Genomic DNA, 21514 nt, shown 5'->3' with positions numbered 1-21514 from the left:
CGATGGAGGAGATTGACATCGCTTCCTGGCGGATGGCAAGATTAAGCGGGGTGCATCCTTACAGCGAGACGAGCTTATGAAGGCAGAATTGACGCCACTCAAAGGTGGCCCTGTGATTCCTATCACGCGAGACATTACGCTGATCGGCCGTCAGGAAGATCTGTGCGATGTCTTTATTGATAAAAGCAGTATTTCCAAACTGCACTGTCTCATTGTCCGGACTGACGGATTGCTGTTCATCCGCGATCTGGGAAGTACGAATGGCACGAAGGTTAATGGTCAGCGGGTTGTCAGGGGCGCACTTTTACCGGGGGATGAACTTTCACTGGCCAGTGAAAAATTCCGCGTCACCATGGGGCCAGCTGATCCCGTGGTCCATCAGCAGGAAGCACATACCGAGGTCATCCCCGTCGCCATTCCTGAGGATCGGTTAAGGCTCTCTCCAGAAACACCACTTCCAGCGAACGCGCCATCTCGCAGTGATGTCAAGCTGATTGAAGAGTAGCCAGAGATGTCTGATTCACACCCCATGTGCGTCAACAGGCTGACTTCTATTCTTTCGAGTGATGGGATTTACTCGCTGCGTGGATGAGGTCCGAGCGGCCTGATCGAAGAAATCTCATCGAGACTGATCGGCGAAGTGGTCGTTAATTCCTGCGAGTGACAGTCGCGATAGACCAGAACGATCTGCTCATCACGGCTCAATCGACCATTGATGTAACCCGAAATCTCGCTCCCATTACGAAGCGAAACATTCCACTGGCGAGATTCATCAAAGCCAAGTTCCGTATGAATCACGCCTTCAAAACGCTCCCAGGCCCAGGGCCATAAGGTGGCGTCTGGCGAGATCTGCCCGGCGAGATCGCCCCAATTCAAAGCGGCGAGCCGAAGTTCGGCAACAGAGGCAAAGCGGCACCAGGGCCGCAATACGTGCTGAATCCAATGCTTTCGGGATTCTACCAGACTGACAAAATCAGTGACGTCAGAAACTTCTCTTTTCGAATGCGTTGCCAAACCTGACAGGGGAACGAAAGTGGATGACGCTGCGGCGATCGAAGCTTCCATCTCGTCCATGAATTTGCCACCTTCCTTTCGTTCACTCAGCAGGCAAACAGGTTCAATATGATATGCCGACGATGGTTCCAGTTTTGACTTCAGCGGGATCGAACTCTAACCAGATTAAATCCGCCTGGAGATGAACGATTCTACGAACGTGTAGATTTCCTCAGCGATTTCTGTCTGAGAACGGAGAATCGAATTCTGGAGGCAGGGGACGACATGCCAGAGTGGGTTATTCGCTGCCAGATTTCGATACTCAATCAGTACGCGTTCCAGATAATGCTGATCGGCCTCATGAAGATCGGCCTTCGATGTCGTGTAATCCCTCGCCTGCTTGCGATCAATCAGTGTTGTCGCAGTTTCCGCAGTGGTATCCAGTAGGACAACCAGATCGGGCCTGGGCATCTGATAAAGGTGATATTCAACGTGCTCAATCCACTGCTGCATTTCGGCTCGCAACTCCGGCTGGGCCTTGGTGAGTTGATGAGCCAGATTCGAAGGGATGTATCGATCACAAAGTACGATCTTGCCCTCGTTCAACGCCGATTGAAGAAGTCCTCGACTTTCGAAGCGATCGCCAGCATAGAGCATTGCCGCCAGAAACGGGTGAACCTGCTCCAGAGTACCAAATTTCCCATTGAGAAAATCGGCCACGCGCTGTCCGAAAAATGTGCTTTCGTAACGCGGAAAGCTCAGCGTAAAAACATCTCGTGACGATGACATGAGACGTTCGTGGAGGAGTCTGGTCTGGGTTCCTTTCCCCGCACCGTCGATTCCTTCAATGACAATCAGTAACCCGGAAGATGAATGCGGACGATGTTCGAGAACCACCAGGACAACCGCCTTCTTTATGGAGCTGTTTCTACCATTCGAAAATCTTTCGATGGGAGAATATCGAGGATCGTCCTCGTTGCTGCAACTCGTCAGGTGGCCTGCAACTGGCTGATTCCCGAAGGAACATCGATTGCCATCAGGAAGTAATCCTGCAGGCGACTCAGTTTCAGCACATCGGCAACTCCACCATTGGCGGCTGCCAGGACCATACGGCCATCTTTACGATGAAGACGCCGATGAAGCGTGATCAATTTTCCAAGAGCTGCACTGGTCACAAAGGTGACACGTTCCAGGCTGACCACAAGTTTACGACAGTTAAATGTATCGATTAAGGACAGTAGTTCCTGCGACATCTGTTCGAGGTTTTCGTCCTCAGTCAATAACTTGCGGCTAATGGTGGCGACAAGCACATCACCATTAGGCTGCAGGTCAAAAAAACTTGCTTGAAACTCAGGTTGACTCATTCGAACCACCTTCGCCCGGCCTGAATTCACAACAAGAGACAATCTCGATTTGGACAGCAGAGGACTGGCGTCTGTTACACATGCCAGACTTCGGACCCCTCGCCCAAGAGCATACCCTGCCGCACGCCAATCACCAATGTTTCTCTCAATTGTCCTAAGTCGGAAATACTTCCCGCGAGGATAACGGGACAATAGCGCTCGTCGGTACCAACGACTAAATCCGGATGGTCGGGATGCATGGACTCGACCATCACCTCAATTCTGGAGCCCTTCAGATTTTCTCCAAAGGATTGCACCAGTTGCAGTTCGAGATCTTCGAGTGCCTTGATCCGAGCATCGATGACATGCCCATGGACACGGTTCGGGAATGTAGCGGCGGGTGTTCCTTCTCGGGCACTGAAGGAAAAGGCATGAATTTTTGTGAATCCGACGTTGCGACAGACATCGAGAGTTTCTGCAAACTCTTCGTCGGTTTCACCGGGAAAGCCCACAATGACATCGGTCGAAAAACCCGGTTGCGGCAACGCTTCCTTGAGTTGATCGACAATGTCGATGAATTTTTCTCGGGTATAGCGTCTTCTCATGCGTGACAGCACAGCATTCGAGCCACTTTGCAGGGCGGGGTGAAACTGAGGACAGAGATGTTCGGCATTACTGACAGAGCTGATGAATTCTTCTGTCATTTCAGCGGCTTCAATGCTCGATAGACGCATTCTCCAGTGACCAGGGATCTTGTCGAGGCGGTCAATCAGGTGCCAGAGCCTGATGCGGGGAGCACCGGGTGTTCTCCTCCTGAGATCAACTCCGTAGTGGCCGATGTGGACACCCGTCAGGACGATTTCCTGATATCCATTGGCAATCAGTTTGCGAACTTCCCGCTCGATATCTTCGGGTTCGCGACTGATCAAATGAGGACGCACCTGGGGAATAATGCAGTAAGTGCAGCGCAGAGCACATCCATCCTGAACTTTCACATAAGCCCGCTTGCGTCCCTCAAACCGTTCGATCCCTCGCGGAAATTCAACCACTCCAAATCGCTGGAGAACATCGGGCAATTCGCGGCGATCAGTGACGACCTCATGCACTGAGGGAAGTTGGCGAAACGACTCCGGCGATCTCGTCGCACCACAACCCACAACAATCGTTCGTGTCCCTGGATTCGATTTCGCCAACTGGCGGACGACTTGACGCGATCGGGATTCACCATTGGCGGTGACAGTGCAGGTATTCACGAAGCACAGGTCGGCAATCTCGTCCTCATTGACTTCGCGATACCCGTGCCTGGCCAGTGCTTCCTTGACAAGTTGTGTCTCGTACTGATTCACCTTGCAGCCAAGAGTCACGAGGCGGCAAGTTCGCGAAGGAGTGCCAGCGGAATTCGGTTCGACAGACGACATTGGCAGCAGAGAATCCTGATGAGCGACGAAATTTCCAACCAATTATAGACGAAACCCTGGTATTGGCTTGAAAGACCTTCTGGCAATGTCAATCGCTGTCAAGACGCAGAGCTTGATTGTGCAGGCAGCCGAACCTCGTACAAAACAGGATGCGATGCATTAATCCGCACCATCGGGCCAATTTTGCTCGCTAATGCCGTTACTGATCAGCAACCTTTACCGGCTGGAAGTCGCAGTCCAACTGAGACAGCCGCTCAGCAGATGAGCGGCCAGCCTCACTTAGGTGTGACCTACGTCCAACGGTGACTCCATGTTCGGCGGCGGTCACCGGATTTAACTGCGATATCTGTCACCTCGCCGATGATCGTCCCGGCGCGGCCTCGAGGAGCGATCTCCGTCAGTGGATGCTGGTGTTTTGACGAGCATCCCGATCGCTTCTTCCCAGGTGGGAATATCGTCGTAGTTGGCAGGAGTGACTGGATCGTGCGTCGCTTCATCAACAGTTTGTGAAACGGTCGCCACCGGTCGCCTGGATGGAGGAACTTCGAGGTCGCGTGGAGAACGTTCTGTATAGTTCTCGTCACTCACCGGCCGACGTGACCTGTGCCTGGGCTCATCAACAAACTCGTTGTCCCGATCACCGATCACTGACTCATTTTCTTTTTTGACTCGAGGCGATTCGCTACGGGCAGATTCTGCACGGGGTGGCCTGGCTGGTCGATCAGTCCGTTCATCTGCCGTTCTGCGGGGACTACGCTCGCGTCGTGAACGATCCCTTGCCGGTTTATCCGCAGAGCTTTTCTCTGCTCGTGGTGCAGGTCGTTCGCGGTCGGAGAGCTCCAACTCGGGTTCATCAGGATCGAGAGCGCGACTGTCTTCAAGATGTTCTTCGAGTTCGTCACTGTCTGTGCCAAACTCTTCGGCAACCAGAGGATCGCGAGCTGTTTCGCCAGGTCGATTCCCTGGACGACGACGGCGGCGGCGGCGACGGCGACGGCGAACTTCACCTTCCTCTGAATGTTCAGAAGATTCTGCGACGAAGGCGACATCATCGATTTCAGTCACATCATCCAGTTCATCATCTTCTGCCAGAGCTTCAGCGGGAACTGGTCGTCGTGGTTGTGAAACCGGTCGAGGAGGGCGGCGCGATGGAGATCGATCAGAAGTTCCTGCGGACTCACTCAAGCCTGACCCAAATTCGTCATCATTGGCGGACTGATAAGCGGCACGTTCCGTTGTTGGAAGTCGTTCATCCGCAACTCGCCTCTGGCGTGGTTGACTGGATGCAGAATACGAATCGTCGCGAGGGGCCTTGGATCGCGGTGCTCCTGAACTTGAATCAGCAGCCCCGGAATGAGCTTCAGCCGATCGGGGTCTCCGTTCATGTGGAGTCCCTTCGCGAGTGCCAGACTTTCTTTCAGACCGTCTTTCTCCAGAAGCTGCCGATGAGGATGTGCGACCACTCCGCTCAGATTCTCCTGCGGTCTCTCTGGAGGCAGAACGGCGACCTCTCTTCTCAGCCGCATGGGGATCCGCGAGTTCACGTGCCTGGCGAGAATTCCTCGCAACTTCCGCTTCGAGAGTCTTAAGCAGATCTTTTGGGCGGGAATCGCGGGATTTGCCTTGCGGTTCGTCCCAGTTCCAGCTTTCGAGGGCATCCCAGTAGTCATCGCCCTGTTCGGCGATCGTCATGGGGAATTCATCGGTTGAAGGAGCGTCTTCAAGTTCTTCCTCGTCAAGCTCACTAGGGGTGGTCTCGACGCGACTGGTTGTTTCCTTGGTGACAGCCGGTTTTTGAGGAGCACGGGGTGCAGGTCTGGCTGGACTCACTTCCCGAACCTCAGCCACAGCTTCAAACTCTTCGGCCTCTTCCTCGATATCGGAGTCGAACAGATCGCTTCCAAACGCGTCGTCGACCACTTTCTTTCGCCGAGCGGGAGCCGGTGAGGCCGGTGCGGGCAGGTCGGTGACAGACGGCGCTTCAATGAGGGGCTCTTCCTGAGGAAGAGTTGCGGCTGTGGGGATCGATTCGTTCAATTCGTCAGGATCTGGCAGATCCAGTTCATCATCGACACCGAACTCAATACCGAACAAATCAGAAGCAAGTTTGCCCCAGGAGTCATCATCGTGGGCCAAAGGGCGTTTTGGCGGGTTCGTCATATCTTCTCGCAGTCCATTGATATGCCGGAAGCGATCACAGGAACGCAGGACGCTGCGCTCAAACCGGACTGCTTGCCACGGCAAACAAGATCATCCCATAAGCGGCTCCGAACCGCAAATGTGATGTGGGTGACTACGACCGAAATATCGCAGTAAACGGGACTTGAGTAAGATTTTTCATGAAGGGCGGGTTTGTGTATGCCGGGCCTGCAGGATTTCTGATTGCCGACGAATGGCTGATTGCAGGATTTCCGCGTACTTGTCGGGCTCATGAAATCCTGTGGAGCGAGCGAGAAGTTCAGCCTCCGTATTGATCACGACGGTTGCCGGGAGGGCTTCGACATCGAGAATCTTGGCCGCTTTATCGTCCTTGTCAAAATCGAGTTTGACGGGCACAAACTCGCGCATCACAAACTGCGCAAGCCGTTTATCCCCAAGGGTTTCCTTCTCAAGTTTATGGCAGAATCCACACCAGCTCGCACCAAAGATAATCAGCAGGGGCTTTTGCCTCGAAAGGGCCTGCTGATGGGCTGGTTTGAGTGCAGTAAACCAGTTGACCTTCGAGGTCTCGGAAGCCATCAATAACTGGCTCAACAAAGGTTGTGCTGCACAAGTGCTGAGAAATGCCTGCAGGAATGTCCGGCGATACATGCTTTGGCCCCCAAAAATGAGGGCACACCCGACCAGCATCAGTCGCCAGCCCTCACTTGGGGAAATATCGGCACAACTGCCAATCGCACTATCTTCAATTTTGGCGAATCACTCGACTGGCAATTTTTGCTGGCAAAGCTCTACCGATTCGCCATAACCTTCTGTCGCGTTGACACTTGCGAGGATTCAATCGACATCGACTCGCCGGTTATCCGTGGCTGGTACACAACACATCGGTGAACCATTGAGAGTTTTCGTGCTCATAAACTGCCAGTATTGACTGTTTCTGCCAGCAGGCTGACAAATCTCAACCACGGGAAGGTTTATGGAGCCCCTGGAAAAGTGATTCCCGGTGGGGTTGGAGCGGCAGGTTGACCGGTGGTTTCTTCAGCTTTTTTGGGTTGAATGAGTGTTTTACGCCCCTGCTGCAACGCGTCGAAACTGTCAGAACTGATCACATAGTACCAATCCGCAAAACGCTGATTGAGCTGCTTGACCTGTTTTTCGCCAAACATTTTCTTCGTTTCCCATTCCTGCAGCTCGTCCTTGTACTTGCGAGTCTCTTCCATAAAACGGGCCTGTGCTTCGGCAGCGGCTTTTTGGGCAGCGGCGATGTCATCAGCACTTAAGGTCGTATTGGCTGGAGCGGTGGCACTGGCTGGGCCATCGCCTGTCGCGGCGGAATCCGCAGGTTTTACACCCTCCGGCATGACAAACGGTTTAGGTTCAACGGGCGGTGCGGGCTTTGGCCCTAAGGCTTCAGGGTTAAATTGTGCCATCACAAACAGGTAACGATTCTTCGCTTTGGCAGGATCGGTACTGCTTGGTTGACTCGTTTTGGGATCCTGCGAATTCTCATCGGCCTTCTTCGCGTCGGTCTCTTTGGATTCGTCTCGATTGGCGAAGCCAAATTCCACTTCCTCTTCGGTTCCATTAAAAACATTGCCAAACCGCAGGACATAAACCACACCCTCGTCAGTCATCGCGACGAGATCACCTTCTTTGGAATAGATCTCGGAGGCGCCGTCTTCCGATTTGACAGGGAAGAAGCCACTGGACAGTAAATCCATTTGAGTGGCTGGGTCGATGGCAATGCCTTTGTCAAACTTCAGATCGCGACTGAGTCTCGCCGGCTTGGGGCGAACACCGACAATTTTCAGATTGTCGAGACCATCGACCAGCTTTTTCATTTCGGTCTCATTCACTTCCTCTTTGGAAGGATCAAGACCTGTCATGACCCAGGGATCAGTCGGCTTCTCTCGTGTCAGTTGATTCGTCTCGCGGCCCATCAAACGACCACGATTCTCATCCACTGTGTACTTATCGATGATAATGGTTTTGATGTTATTCGCTTCAAGTTTGAGCAGGTCAGGCTCAATCCAATCGGCAAATCGAGTTGAGAGATTGATGTTCAGCTTGGCTGCATAGACATTCTTGTCATTGGAGTCGAGTGGACGAATGTAAAACTGGCCGTTGTGGCCGGGAACAGCTTTACCAATCACATAGGAGGCCAGAACTTTCCCATTTGCGTCTTTGAGGGTGATTCGCTGCCCGCGACCTGTCAGTTGAGTTGTATCTTCGGAGAGCGGGTCGATCACATCGAAGTCACCATATTGAGAGGGCTGCCGACTGATCAACTTCTCGCGCTTGATGCCCGACATGGACACAGCGGTTTTCGCGAGGCGGTCTTTACCGTCAGCCGGATAGTTGTGCCTCGAAGGAATTCTCCAGACGCCATCTTTGAAGTCGACAGCAAAGACTCGGGCCTCAGCGGTGTCCTTATCATAAGAGACAACCTCCAGAGATTTTGCCTCCGAGGCGTTCGTGAATTCCGGGAAGAATTCTTTACCGACCGAGTCGAAATCCTTTGGGGGCTTGGGAGTTGATGGCCCAGCGAAAAGTGCGGCCACCAGTGCGACTAAAGCCACACCGGCAAAAATAAGAGTTCGCTGTGTTTCTCGCATAGTGATGACCTATTCAGACAAACTGACTTCAATGGGGATTTCAGCAGTTGGCTGTCGATGTGAAATTCTTGACGGAATGAGAGGTTTTTTGCCTCTGTTGATTTCCAGATGTTTCTCGACCTGGAGTGAACTGCAAAACTTCATGTGGAAAGTTTTTCAAACCAGGTCGAGGAATGCTTTGTTTTGATCAACCCATGCGAAAGATGCTTTACGACTTGATCCGACGCGAGGGGGTGATGTCATTCTGTTCGTTGCGAAGCCTGATCAGTAATACGAGCAGACCGAGGATTGCGGGGGGGATTGGAGCGAGCAGAAATGCAGCGAGGAAGAAATTCTGCTCGACCACACGAATCTGTCGGTCCGTTTGTCGCTGATTTTTTTCCAGCTTCTGCTGTTTCAACTGTTCGATATTACTTTCAGCCACCTGGACTTTCCGCGTTTCGCTTTCCTGAGCAATGGAGAGCGCCTGCAGCTTCGCAATATCATCGAGCGAATCATCCTTGCGGATCTTTTCGACTTCAGCTTTCAGGCGTTCTTTTGCCTGATCGAGTGCCTGCTTCGCCTCTTCGTTCGCTTTTTGCTGCTCGTCGGAGCGTTGCTTGACGAAAGGAGCTGTCTGCCGCTCGACGGCTGTCAATGTGCGAGCTTTCGCACGGCGTTTGCGCAGATCAATAAAGGTCTGGTCGTCAGCGAGCAGATCAACAGCATTCAGCACGAAAGTCACGTTATCGAGATCAAGATTCAGCAGACGGCGTTCGCGAACCTGGAAAAACCAGTCAGCAATCAGGTCAGTATCCGCCACGTAAATCACATTCACAGGCGGACCGCCAGCAGCGGTATCACCCTCAATCCGGCATGCGACGATATGGGAATACTCATCCTTAATGCGGGGGGGATCCTCCACAATCTGCAATCCGCCGCCAAAGAACCCGGGTCGCACCAGATCAGCCCAGCCAATCAATCCGGAATCGGGTCCCGTCTGCATCAAAGGGGTGACCTTGACATTGGCTTTATCACGCTTACGAATTGTGCCCGAGAAAAACAGCAGGACTTCCTGCAGGCCGCTGGTGACCGGACTGGTCATCGAGAAGGCGTTCTTGACGCCACTCTTCGTGCTGATGGCCACGATTTCCGGGCGAACCACGTCGGAGAACTCGGGGTGCAGCACCTTGATCGTATTGTCAAACACGACCTCGTCATAATTCCATTGAATCCCCAGCAGGTTGACCAGAGAGGTCGCTTTACCACCATCGGCCTTGGGTTCGCCTGGAGGTGACATGCCACCCATCATTCCTCCTGCGCGAGGTCTCGGCTGGCGAGGTGCCAGTTCGACATTGGTCGCGGGAATCGGATCGTCAAAAATGAGCGTGGGTCGCCCTTTGCGAACATAATCGACGAGATTCCCCATATCGGGTGTCGAAAGCGAAGAAGGGAGCACTGCAATCAGGACATCGTATTTTTTGTCGTCGATCGCCGCAGCGGGTGAAACCGATTCGACGTTGTATTGCTTTTTGAGTTCCGTGACGATCCGCCATTCGGGCGAATTCCGGAACGATTGCATGTCGAAACCACCCATCAGTTTGGCATCTGTTTCCAGAATACCGACTGTCTTTCGTTTCTCTTCTGAGACTGTCTGGATGGAACGCGTCAGTTCGTACTCAATGGGAAGTGCGACATCAAAGAACGGGATCACCACTTCATTGGCACCACTGTTGATCACTGCACCCAGATAGACATCTTCCATCTGAATGCGACCACCACGTTCGGATTGAACCTTGCGGGCTTCGATGCCAAACGCCTTGGCTTCTTCGGCGGCTTCACTGAAGGGTTCAACATCGACAATGCGAACGGAAAGTTTTCCTCGACCAATCTGTGCGTACTGGCCCAGAAGCCCAATCAATGAAGTACGGACAGATGCATATTCGCGTGGGACTTGCCGACTGATAAATGCCTGGATCGTGACGGGCCGGTCAGTATTGATCGAGGTCAATGTCTGACGCGTGGTCGGACTGATGGTGTAAAGTTTTTCCTGGGTGAAATCGAAGGCAAAGTTGGCATTCGCCAGAATCAGGTTGAGCGATATCAAGGCGACTGCCAATGAGACCGTTCGAATCAGATATTGCCAGCCCATTGCAGAACCATTCTTGCCTCCGGACCAGTGTCGATATCCGATCAAGACACGGTTGATGTAGAGCATGAGAATGGTGAATGAGCCAAAGTAGACGAGCGATGAGAAGCGGACAATTCCGTTGCCAAACGGCTGAAAGTGATATCGAATCCCGAATGTTTCGAGTGAAAGTTCGTTTCCAAAGAGTGACGAAAACGGGGCAGGAATCGGGACATTCATGATGAAAACGGCAGGCAGGCACAGCACCAGACCGATGATGAAGGCGACTGTCGCACTGCTCGTCAGGTAAGAGGCGAGCATACCAGCACTGAGCAGAGCACATCCGGCCAGCCAGAAACCGAGATAATTGGCAGACAGTTGCCAGATATCCGGATTTCCAATCATCAGCAGCACGAGGCAGTGCGTCAGTGAAAAAATCAACGTGACGGAATAGACCCCAATCACTGCCAGATACTTACCGAGCAGAACTTCGATATCCGAGACGGGCAAGGTAAAGAGAAGTTCATCGGTCCCGAGCTTACGTTCTTCCGACCAGACACTCATGGTAATGGCAGGAACCACGAACAGTAACAGTTGGGGAAAGTAGAGATTCAGTTGAGCCAGATTGGCCTGATTATAGGTAAAAAACTCCTCCCGGAAGGCGAACCAGGCACCCGCCGAGACAAAGACCATAATAAACAGATAGCCAATGGCTCCCGAAAAATAGCTCCAGAAGTTGCGCTGGAAAATGGAAAAAATGACATGAGACCGAAGCATAGTTGCCAGTTCCCTCAGCTCGAATTCGGGCAGTCACCTGATTGGAAGATTCCGTGAAGCCACCCGATTTGAAGACCCTACGACATCGAAGAAACACATTGATCGTCAGCAACTCACAGAGTCATTTGAGACGCGTCTTAAGGGGTGCGTCCACCGACGGTCAATTGGCGAAAACGAGTTTCCATTTCGGCATTTGCGACCATTTCTGATAGTGAGCCGTTAAAGACCAGCCGTCCTTCATTGATCAGCACCACATGAGAACAGACGGCTGTCACTTCCGTCAGAATATGCGTTGAAAGGAGGATCGTTTTGGTTTTGGCCAGACTGAGAATCAGTTCGCGAACATCATGCGTCTGATTGGGATCAAGTCCACTGGTCGGCTCATCCAGAATGAGAACTTGTGGATCATGGAGCAGGGCCTGAGCCATACCGACGCGCTGTCGATAACCTTTGGAAAGCTTGGAAATTGGTTTTCGCCAGACAGAAGTCAATGAGCAGCGGTTCGCCACATACTCCAGACGACTCTGCAGTAATGAGGCGGACATACCGCGTGTCTGACCTGCAAAACGCAGCATCGACTCAGGTGTCATCTCCAGATAAAGCGGCCCGTTCTCCGGGAGATAACCTAAAAGCGGAGCCGCTGCCAGACGATCTGTCTCCATACAATGGCCAGCGAGAAATGCTGAGCCTTCGGTGGGGGCCAGATAGCCAGTGAGCATCTTCATGGTTGTCGATTTACCGGCACCGTTAGGCCCGAGAAATGCGCAAACCTGCCCCACGGGAACCGAAAACGAAACGTCTCTGACGGCTGCGAAGTGGCCGTAAAACTTGCTGAGGCCACGGGCCTCAATCATCGGTCGACCAGTCGTTGTGGACTGCGAGGCCGCTTTCGACGAGGGTTGATTTTCCGCAAATGTCACCATGAGTGATATCCTTCTGGATGACAATCGTGCCTTAGACTCAAATTTTGACTTCGTTTGTTACTGCAGACGATCAGGCCGAAAGGCCAGTTCAATGCGTTCTGCCAGAATGACAACCGAAGCAAAACACGTTGCAACAATCAGACTGACAGTTGATCCTGAGCAGGCAGAATCACTTTCAGAGAAGATTCGCATGGCCAGAGAACTCTTAAGAGAACTCTTTCGGGATGGTTACTCTTCAATGAATTCCACTTCGCCATCACTGAATTTGACATCGAAGCGACTTCGCAATTCGTCAAACCACCTTTGCTGCAGTTCCATGCTCTGACCTTCGGTCAGATATTGATACGTCGTGGGCAAGTTAAACGGTGACTTTTCCGGAATAAAGGATGTCGCCAGATACTCTGTGCGGAGTTCTTCCAATGAAGTCAGTCCCGAATCGGGCAGGCCGGCTCGCTTGGTGACTTCCACCAGATAAACGATGGATCGATCCTGATTGAGAGCAGCACCGACCTGACCAGGCTGGAGATCCTGGAAAACTGTCTTCATGAAATCATTCCCGGCTCCGGTCACTCCCGTAACGTTCGAAAGAGCCGGTCGCAGGAAAGCCTTGAAGAAACTCATCTGAGGATTGCTCGAATCGACTGTCATCCAGGAGAACGCATTGGTATCTCTCAGAGTGATGACTGGTGACTCTGGCTTGCCGGTAATGGTTTGATCTTTCACAAGATCAGCCAGTGGCTTGTTGCTCTCTTTAGCCAGCTTGACCAGTTCCGAGGCGCGTTTCTCGGCGAGTTCACGAGCTTTTTCTCGCTTCCAGGCTTCCACAACCATGTCCTTGACCGGGCCATCAGAGAGTTCGGGCACTCTTGAAGGCTTGCGTTCGATCACCCAGTAGATGAAGTCACGGTTCACCAGGCGATCCTCGGCAAATCGAGATCGGAAAGGATCGATCCTGAAGGCCGCTGTGTGGACGGGAACTGGCTGCTGGTTTGGATTTCGATCCAGAGTTGTTTCGAGAGCGACACCGATGTGGCCCGCGGTTTTTGCACGCAGTTCCATTTCCGAGAGATGAGATGTCTCTTCGTATTTGAGTTTGTGCTTGCCGGCGATTTCTTTAACTTTTGTGGCGATCTCGGCCATGGCACTGGTGCGTTTGGCTTCATCGACTTTGTCGCCTTCGACAGGTGTCGGGTAGAGCCTCAAGGCGGCTTCAATTTCGCTGGACGCATTGCTGATCGCCGCTCGCATGGCCGCGAAGGCGCGTTCTTTGAGAATCATTTCTTCGATTTGATTCCGGACATCTTCGAAGGGCTGAATCGCATCTTTGGCGACTGTCCCGGGAAGATTATCGAGCACAGTTCCTGCTGGCAGAGCCGGGTCAATCATCAGCGGCGAGGTGGATGGACCATTCGCTGCTGGCGGGGTAGCCGTTCCCGTGGCAGGAGGTTGTTCAGGAGTCGCTGGCTGCTCGGGAGTGGCCTCGGTTTTGGCGGGTGCATCAGGCTTTGCCGGTGTAGTTGCAGGAGCCGCCTCAGGAGTTGATGAAGGAGCTGAGTTCCCCTCTTGAACCACAGGTGCAGCAACCGATTCTTGCATGACAGCGGCCAGAGGATCAGGTTCTGGGCTGGGCTTGATTTCTGGTACTGTGGGACTTGCCGGTGCGGGGGCAGCAGGTTCCGTTGGTGATGGGGTGGTGGGTGATGGAGGAGTCGATTCTGTTGTCCCGGCAGGAGCAGGTGACTCTTTTGCAGGCTCTGCTTTCGTTTCCGGCTCCGATTTTTTCTCAGGAGCTGGGGATTCTGGAGTTGCGGCAGGCTTTTCGGCAGGCGCGCCTTCGGTGGCAGGCTGACTGCTGTTGGCAGGGTTCAGTGCACTGGCTGCGTCTGCGGCCGGTGTGGTGCCATCTGCTGGAGAAGTCCCAGTCGCGGGCATGTCATTCGGCAGATTGCGAGCCCTGAAGCGAGGCTTATTCTGCTCGTAGAAGAGTCGCAATTCGTCTTCTGTCGGGCGGACAACTTCATTCTCGAAGACTTCAAAATCGGCGGCCAATGAACCGAGTGAGACTTTGGGAGGCTGCAGAAATCCTGGTGTCCCGGTGGGTGTCGGGAACTTGTCCTTATATTTATTGAAGAATGCAGTGAGTTCGGCATTGGTCGGTTCGGGAAGATCGCCGACAAAAGCCACGACTGGGAGTGCCGCAACGCGCAGCTCTTCCTTGAGATTGAGCTTCTCAAACTCAGTCCAATACTGATCTGGTGTGGGCGTGAGAGTGGTGACAACACCCTGGCGAGCGACTGGTGGCCGCAACAGGCGGGCTGCCAGATTTGCGGTCAGCTCGCTTTTGATCACTTCGAACAGTCGGCTCTCGTCGATGTTCAGACGTCGAATGACTTTGCGGAAGTCTTCGGCACTCAGTTTTTCATCCGTTATGCGCCGAATGAAGCGATCGACTGCCGCATCATCGAGCACGATATTCTGCTGCTTGGCCTCGGCCAGAAAAACATCCTTAAGCACGAGGTCCGCAGGATCGAGTGACCCGAAGTAACCATTTTCAAACTCGGCTGCATTCTTCTGTCGATAGACTGGATCGACGACTGTCTGGACAAACTGTTCGGCAATTATGCGATTGCGGCGAGCGGTCACCAGGTCGCTTTCGGTGTAACTGCGGAGTGTGGTGGTGACCATGGGGACATCGCCGCGCACTGTGGTCAACCCGATGAGGGCACAGATCGCACCCACTGCAGCACCACCTAAGCCGTATTCCGTTCCTTTGCCGCGCTGGGCACCGACGAACCACATGCCACCGCCGCAAATGAGAGCCATCAGGGCGACAGCCAATGTAATGGGCAGTTCGCCACTTCCCATCGTCGACTGATCGAAGAATATGAACGAAAACATGGCCATGCAGGTGACTGCGACCATGAATGTTTTTTGATTGCGACGAAACACATCAAACGGCGATCCTGCCATTCTTGCTTCCTCTGCCTGATGTTTAGTCAAACGTAGTTGTGATTTGTGTCTGTGATAATTTGTTCAGAATCGAACTATTCCGCAATTTGTCTTCCTTTACGTCAACCCCAGTGGTCAGCGCTTGACAGTTGCGGGAACAATTCCTTATGCCTTGGAACGAATTCCCTTGTCTGTTTCTGTTTAAGTGCATGGCAGACAGGGACGCATTCTAGCTTTCCGCATAACCCGCACAAGTTCCACGACTGGCTTAAGCAGCGTTTCTTGACAACCAGTCATTCTCCGCAAGGGGTTCCCAGCTAGGGAGTTCAATGTGGACTTGGTTCCAGACTTCATCAGGTACTCTCCGTGGCAGCAAAGCAGCACAAAGCTCTGGTGATCGTTGAATCTCCCGCAAAAGCTCGCAAAATCGGCGAGTATCTGGGGAAGGACTATATTGTTCTGGCCAGTATGGGGCATGTGCGTGATCTGCCTTCCGGAGCAGCCGAAGTCCCCGCAGAACTCAAAAAAGAGCAGTGGGCGACTCTGGGTGTCAACATCGACCAGCAGTTCGAGCCTGTTTATGTTGTACCCAAAGACAAAAAGAAAACCGTCAAAGAGTTGAAAGATGCACTGAAGACTTGTTCAGAGCTCATTCTGGCAACCGACGAAGACCGCGAGGGAGAGAGCATTGGCTGGCATTTGATGAAGCTCCTGGAGCCGAAAGTCCCTGTCAGCCGCATGGTTTTTTCAGAAATCACCAAAGACGCCATTCAAAAGGCGATTCGTAACACCCGCGAACTCGACCAGAATCTTGTCGAAGCCCAGGAAACTCGGCGAGTCGTCGATCGCTTGTATGGGTACCGGCTCAGTCCGCTCCTCTGGAAAAAAGTGGCTCCGAGATTATCTGCCGGACGTGTTCAATCGGTGGCAGTGCGTGTGCTTGTCAGACGAGAGATGGAGCGGCTGGCTTTTCGTAAAGGGAGCTACTGGGATCTCAAGGCGGCATTAGCAACAGCAAGTGCCGCCCGTTTCGACGCTGCGCTGGCGACCGTCGGCGGCCGGCGCGTGGCTCAGGGACGGGATTTCGATGAATCAACCGGGCGACTGAAAACCGATGCCGACGTATTGCTGCTGGATGAAGCCCAGTCAAAGGCACTTCAGAAAAAGCTGGAAGAGAGCCACGACTGGGTTGTCAGTAATGTCGAAACCAGGCTGCAGACGCGCAAACCTTACCCGCCATTCACCACCAGTACTTTGCAGCAGGAGGCCAACCGCAAACTGGGTCTAAGTGCTCGCGAGACCATGCAGATTGCACAGCGGCTCTATGAAAACGGCTTTATCACCTACATGCGTACCGATAGCGTCAGCCTTTCACAAGAGGCGATCTCCGCCTCCCGTGCCTGCGTGACAAATCGATACGGCCAGGAGTTTCTGCACCCGGAAGTTCGTCAATACACGACGAAATCCAAGTCGGCTCAGGAGGCTCACGAGGCCATTCGTCCGGCGGGTGTCGAGATGAAAACCGCCGAAGAATTGAGCCTCAATGGTCGGGAAGGGGCACTCTATGCCATGATCTGGAAGCGCACCGTCGCGACACAGATGGCAGAAGCCCAGCTTCGATTTCAGACGGTGACGATCGGCACCCTCGACGTGGAATTCCGAGCGACCGGTCGGCACGTCGAATTTGCTGGTTTCTTCCGGGCCTATGTTGAGGGAAGTGATGATCCCGAAGGAGCACTCGAAGATTCGGAAGCAGCACTTCCTCCCATGGAGAAGGGGCAAAAGCTGACGTGTCAAGAGGTGCAGGCTCTGGCACACGAAACCAAGCCTCCGGCCCGTTACACAGAAGCGACGCTGGTCAAAACACTTGAAGAAGAAGGGATTGGCCGTCCCAGTACTTACGCTTCGATTATCGGGACGATTCAGGATCGAGGCTATGTTCGCAAACAAGGCAACCAGCTTGTTCCGACCTTTACGGCCATGGCCGTCACAAAGTTGCTGGAGAAAAACTTCTCACGGCTGGTCGACCTGCAGTTTACCGCCCGCATGGAGCAGGATCTCGACGATATTGCGAATGGTCAGGCAGAGCGTCTGCCCTATTTGAAGTCGTTTTACTCAGGTGAAACTGGCCTTGATGAGCAGGTCAAGCAGAACGAAGCAGGGATTGATCCTCGCGAAGCCTGCACTCTCGATATTGATGGAGTGAATGCCAAAGTTCGCCTGGGAAAATTTGGAGCATTCTTTGAAGGGGAGCGCGAAGGTCAGCCAGTTACCGCGACCATTCCCGATGATATCGCTCCAGCCGATCTGACAAACGAACTGGCCGAAAAGCTGATTACCCAGAAAAGCCAAGGGCCTCAGTCACTGGGGATTGATCCGGAAAGTGGGCAGCCCATCTTTTTGCTGATCGGGCCATTCGGGCCTTACCTGCAACTGGGGGAAATGAAAGATGGCGAAAAGCCCCGCCGTGTTTCGATTCCGAAAACGCGCGATGTTTCGACCGTCAAACTCGAAGATGCTCTCGAATACATGAAGCTCCCGAAGACCTTGGGGCCACATCCCGAAACTGGCAAGGTGGTCAAAGCCGGGATCGGCATGTATGGCCCTTATGTGCATCACGACAAGACATACAAATCGCTCGACAAGACGGACGACATTCTGCAGATGACGATGGAGCGGGCGCTGGAACTGCTGGCACAGGCGCGAGTTCGAGTACCGGTGGCACCTCTCAAAGAACTGGGTGCCCATCCGGTCGATGGAGATCCTGTCCAGATCTTTGAAGGGAAGTATGGCCCTTACATCAAGCATGGCAAAACCAACGCGACCATTCCCAAAGAGCGCGAACTCGATTCGGTGACGTTAGAAGAAGCTGTCCGTCTGCTGGATGAACGGGTGGCTAAAGGTGGCAGTACCGGGCGACGTGGCGGAAAGAAGACCACCAAGAAAGCGGCTGTGAAAAAGGCGGCTACTTCGGCAGCAATGACCACGCCCAAGAAAGCGACAACCCGAAAGAAGGCCGCTAAGAAAGCCACAAAGAAGTCTGTTTCCTGAGCCCGTACTTCTTCCTTCAAAAACAGAGCTTCAGAATCAGGTTCATCGGATTCAGAAGGTGAATTCCGAGATCTGTTCGCGAACATCCATCAGAGCAAAGCCCAGGAGATTCAGGCCTGGCCAATGCTCTGGGGAAGAGTTTCGAGCCTCTTGTTCGGTAAGGCCGATTCCCCAGATGTGATCAGTGGGGCTTGCTTCAACCAGAACTTTCGTGCCAGTCCCCAGAAGGTACTGGCGCAGCGTGTGGTTCTGGGTGAACTTGGCCCAGTTGCCATCGACGACGAAGCGAAATCGGTGGGCCTCCCAGCGGGCTTCATCAAAGTCGCGGACTTTTCGGCCAGCGGCCTTGGCGTCTTTCGGACTAACAGCGGCCCGGATCTCTGCCAGAGTGGCAAAATCACCAAAGAGTCGGGCTTTGGAGGCCATCATCCAATGTTCAGCCGTCGGATAGACGACACCATCGATGGTGAAGGGAGCGGGGAACCACTGGCTGAGGCAGGAGTGATTCACTTCGCCATTTTCAGGAGGAGTATGCCCCCAGAAATAGAGAAACTCGATGGCTGCACCACTCGCATGTTTCTGCCGCAGTTCATGAATATCTCGCATGAAGATTGTTTCTGAATGAGGGCAGGGGAGTGGTGGTTCTCTAGTGACACAGTGATCAATCCCAGAGTGGCCTGATGATTACTTCTTTGCAGGTCGCCTGGGATCTTTCGCGAGAGGTAGCTGCACCTGTTTTCCGCTCCAGGAGGATTGGTAAATGGCGAGAATCATTTCGACAGATTTTCGGCCCTCGGCACCGGTCACTTTCGGCGTACGCCCGGTCTTGATGGCAGCGATGAAATCTTTGAGCTGCTCAGCATGGTTTTGAAAACTGATCGCCTTGGGGTCACTGGCACCGCCTGAAATCGCTGAGTTTTTCCCATACTTTTCCAGAAGCGCTGCATCCTTCGCTTTGGGTTTGGCGAAATTCCAGAGAGTGATCTGATCCTGCTCGATGATCGCGGAACCCGTAGTGCCGTGGATTTCCGTGCGTTTGAGCAGACCGGGCCAGGCACTGGTTGTCGCTTCAATGACGCCGAGGGCACCATTTTTGAATTTGAGAGTCGCCACGCCCACGTCTTCTACCTCGATGCGGTCGTGGGCCAGTGTCGAGGTGATCCCACTGACGGTATCGACATCTCCCATCAGCCAGTACAGCAGATCGACATTATGAATCGCCTGATTCATGTACGCTCCGCCGCCATCAAGTGCCCAGGTCCCGCGCCAGGCACCGCTGTCGTAGTACTCCTGGCTGCGCCACCATTTGACGTAGGTATCGCCAAGAGTCAGACGTCCAAAGCGGCCTTCATCAATCGCCTGTTTCAAGGCGAGATTGGCGGGGCTGAAACGTGAAGGGAAGATGGCACATAACTGGACATTGTTTCGAGTGCACGCCTCGATAATGGCATCGCAGCGCTTGAGGCTGATTTCGAGGGGCTTTTCCACGACCACATGCTTTTTGGCATTGGCGGCAGCCACAGCGGGTTCTAAGTGAGCACCACTGGGAGTACAGACACAGACGATATCGACATCCGGGCGAGAGAGTAGTTCCTCAATTGTGCTGCAAGCGACTCCACCATGCTCTTCTGCAAACGAAACCGCCTTGGACGGAGTGGAGTTGTAGCAGGCCTTGAGGCTTGCTCCGCGAATCGACTTGATCGCTTTCGCGTGGAAATGGGCAATCATGCCACATCCAATAATGCCAAAACCGATTTGAGACATAGTGGATTTCAATCAAAAGTTGGAAGCAGTGAGATATCGTTGAGATCGAATGTTGAAGCAATTTCAACTGGGGAGTTTAAGCCTGGCGTAACGTTTTTTGCCGGCTTTGAGAAGCAGACCATTCGTGATGGGGATCGCCTGGTCATGAGAACTGATCACCTGGAGATCGTCTCCAAAATAGGCTCCTCCCTGGCTGATCAGCCGCCTCGCATCGGAAGTTGTCGGGCACAGCCCCGCCTGTTTGAAAAGGATTGCAGCCGTCACTGTTCCGTTAGTTATCAGGGAAGCTTCGAGCGTGACCTGCTCAATATCAGCAGGGAGGGCACCGGCACTGACTTCCGCTTCCCATTGCTGAATCGCTTCATCGCCGGCTGTCGAGGTATGGTATTGGGCAATGACTTCTCTGGCGAGGCGTTGTTTGGCCAGTTTGGGATGGCCTGCCAAAAGCTGTTGAACTTCATCGAGTGGGATATTCGTCAGCAGTTCGAAGTACATGGGCATGACTTCATCGGGAATCTGCATGAACTTTTTCATCATGGCCAGTGGTGACTCAGCAATGCCGATGTAATTCCCCAGGCTCTTGCCCATGCGCCTTTTGCCATCGAGCCCCACCAGAATGGGGGACATCACCCCTAACTGCTGTTCAAGCTGCTGGTCACGTTGCAGATCACGAGCCAGCATAAAGCTGTAAAGCTGCTCGGTGCCGCCCAGTTCGATATCGGACTTGATCTCGACCGAATCCCATGCCTGCATCACCGGGTAGAGGCATTCGTGCAGGAAAATGGGTGACTGGCTGGCATAGCGTTTGGCAAAGTCATCGCGGGTTAAGAGCTGAGCGACAGTGACCTTGCTGCACAGCGTGAGGATATCGGCAAAAGTCATCTTCGAGAACCATTCGCCATTGCGGTGAATTTCGGTTTTCGAGAGATCGATGACTTTGCCCACCTGCTTCAGATAATCTGTCGCGTTGGCTTCGACTTCTTCGGCTGAGAGACGTTTGGCCCGGGCCTGGTCGCGTCCACTGGGGTCACCCACCATAGCGGTGAAGTTGCCAATGATCAGCACAGCCTGATGACCCAGTTCCTGGAACTGTCTCAGTTTTCTCAAAGGCACGGTATGCCCCAGATGAACATCAATCCCCGTGGGGTCGATGCCGTACTTGATTCGCAGCGGACGACCTGTTTCTCGGCTTTTTGCCAACTTGCGAGCCAGTTCCTCTTCGGGAACCACTTTCTCGACTCCCCGCAAGATCACCTTTAATTGATCTTCAACCGGGGGAAAGGCCAGGGCGGGCTGAGAGTCGGACATGAAAACCTCGATCATTCGAACGACAGGAACGGGCCGGTCAAGGCCATAATCCATCAATATCAAAAATGGTTCTTAAGAGAATACAGGCAAGCTCGTCAAGGTGACG

15 protein-coding genes are annotated in these 21514 nt (G+C 53.2%); 2 read left to right on the top strand and 13 right to left on the bottom strand.

The window, feature by feature from the left end; translation table 11 throughout:
* The first annotated feature begins 76 nt into the window (after positions 1-76).
* Positions 77-505 carry an FHA domain-containing protein gene (locus A6X21_RS22345; RefSeq protein WP_068853045.1) on the top strand — a complete coding sequence of 143 codons (429 nt, stop codon included), beginning with the start codon at positions 77-79 and terminating at the stop codon, positions 503-505.
* A 68-nt stretch (positions 506-573) separates the two neighbouring features.
* Here the strand turns inward: A6X21_RS22345 and A6X21_RS22340 are convergent, their stop codons facing one another.
* The 10 genes from A6X21_RS22340 to A6X21_RS22295 all read right to left on the bottom strand — a co-directional run bounded on the left by A6X21_RS22340 (position 574) and on the right by A6X21_RS22295 (position 15306).
* Positions 574-1074, bottom strand: a complete 501-nt coding sequence (locus tag A6X21_RS22340) for a hypothetical protein (RefSeq protein WP_068853041.1) — start codon at positions 1072-1074, stop codon at positions 574-576.
* A gap of 105 nt (positions 1075-1179) precedes the next feature.
* Positions 1180-1890, bottom strand: a complete 711-nt coding sequence (gene tmk, locus A6X21_RS22335; RefSeq protein ID WP_068853039.1) for a dTMP kinase — start codon at positions 1888-1890, stop codon at positions 1180-1182.
* Between the two features lie 92 nt (positions 1891-1982).
* Entirely contained in the window at positions 1983-2357 is a 375-nt protein-coding gene (locus A6X21_RS22330) for an STAS domain-containing protein (protein WP_013110465.1), read from the bottom strand.
* A 74-nt stretch (positions 2358-2431) separates the two neighbouring features.
* Positions 2432-3754 (bottom strand): tRNA (N(6)-L-threonylcarbamoyladenosine(37)-C(2))-methylthiotransferase MtaB, encoded by a 1323-nt coding sequence (gene mtaB / locus A6X21_RS22325; RefSeq protein ID WP_068853038.1) that lies wholly within the window; start codon positions 3752-3754, stop codon positions 2432-2434.
* A 333-nt stretch (positions 3755-4087) separates the two neighbouring features.
* Entirely contained in the window at positions 4088-5998 is a 1911-nt protein-coding gene (locus tag A6X21_RS22320; protein WP_131818499.1) for a hypothetical protein, read from the bottom strand.
* Between the two features lie 93 nt (positions 5999-6091).
* Positions 6092-6604 carry a thioredoxin family protein gene (locus tag A6X21_RS22315; RefSeq protein WP_068853036.1) on the bottom strand — a complete coding sequence of 171 codons (513 nt, stop codon included), beginning with the start codon at positions 6602-6604 and terminating at the stop codon, positions 6092-6094.
* Between the two features lie 284 nt (positions 6605-6888).
* A complete protein-coding gene (locus A6X21_RS22310) occupies positions 6889-8529 on the bottom strand; it encodes a DUF4340 domain-containing protein (protein WP_068853035.1) in 1641 nt (546 codons plus the stop codon).
* Between the two features lie 208 nt (positions 8530-8737).
* Positions 8738-11413 (bottom strand): Gldg family protein, encoded by a 2676-nt coding sequence (locus tag A6X21_RS22305; RefSeq protein WP_068853034.1) that lies wholly within the window; start codon positions 11411-11413, stop codon positions 8738-8740.
* Between the two features lie 137 nt (positions 11414-11550).
* Entirely contained in the window at positions 11551-12336 is a 786-nt protein-coding gene (locus tag A6X21_RS22300) for an ABC transporter ATP-binding protein (RefSeq protein WP_068853033.1), read from the bottom strand.
* Between the two features lie 228 nt (positions 12337-12564).
* Positions 12565-15306 (bottom strand): hypothetical protein, encoded by a 2742-nt coding sequence (locus A6X21_RS22295; RefSeq protein ID WP_068853032.1) that lies wholly within the window; start codon positions 15304-15306, stop codon positions 12565-12567.
* Positions 15307-15651: 345 nt separating this feature from the next.
* Between A6X21_RS22295 and topA the strand changes: the two genes are divergently transcribed.
* Entirely contained in the window at positions 15652-18336 is a 2685-nt protein-coding gene (topA, locus tag A6X21_RS22290) for a type I DNA topoisomerase (RefSeq protein ID WP_068853030.1), read from the top strand.
* Positions 18337-18387: 51 nt separating this feature from the next.
* Here topA and ybiA read toward each other — a convergent pair whose 3' ends face one another.
* The 3 genes from ybiA to tyrS all read right to left on the bottom strand — a co-directional run bounded on the left by ybiA (position 18388) and on the right by tyrS (position 21408).
* Positions 18388-18942: a riboflavin biosynthesis intermediates N-glycosidase gene (gene ybiA / locus A6X21_RS22285; protein ID WP_068853028.1), complete on the bottom strand. Its 555-nt coding sequence runs from the start codon at positions 18940-18942 to the stop codon at positions 18388-18390.
* A 78-nt stretch (positions 18943-19020) separates the two neighbouring features.
* Positions 19021-20100, bottom strand: coding sequence for a Gfo/Idh/MocA family protein (locus tag A6X21_RS22280; RefSeq protein ID WP_068853020.1), 1080 nt, complete (start codon positions 20098-20100; stop codon positions 19021-19023).
* A gap of 63 nt (positions 20101-20163) precedes the next feature.
* Complete coding sequence (gene tyrS / locus A6X21_RS22275) at positions 20164-21408, bottom strand: tyrosine--tRNA ligase (RefSeq protein ID WP_068853409.1); 1245 nt, start codon at positions 21406-21408, stop codon at positions 20164-20166.
* Between the last annotated feature and the right edge of the window lie 106 nt (positions 21409-21514).

Source organism: Planctopirus hydrillae (assembly GCF_001707835.1).
GTDB lineage: Bacteria > Planctomycetota > Planctomycetia > Planctomycetales > Planctomycetaceae > Planctopirus > Planctopirus hydrillae.
The sequence above is the reverse complement of the archived record's forward strand: the minus strand, read 5'-3'. Positions and strand labels throughout refer to the sequence as shown.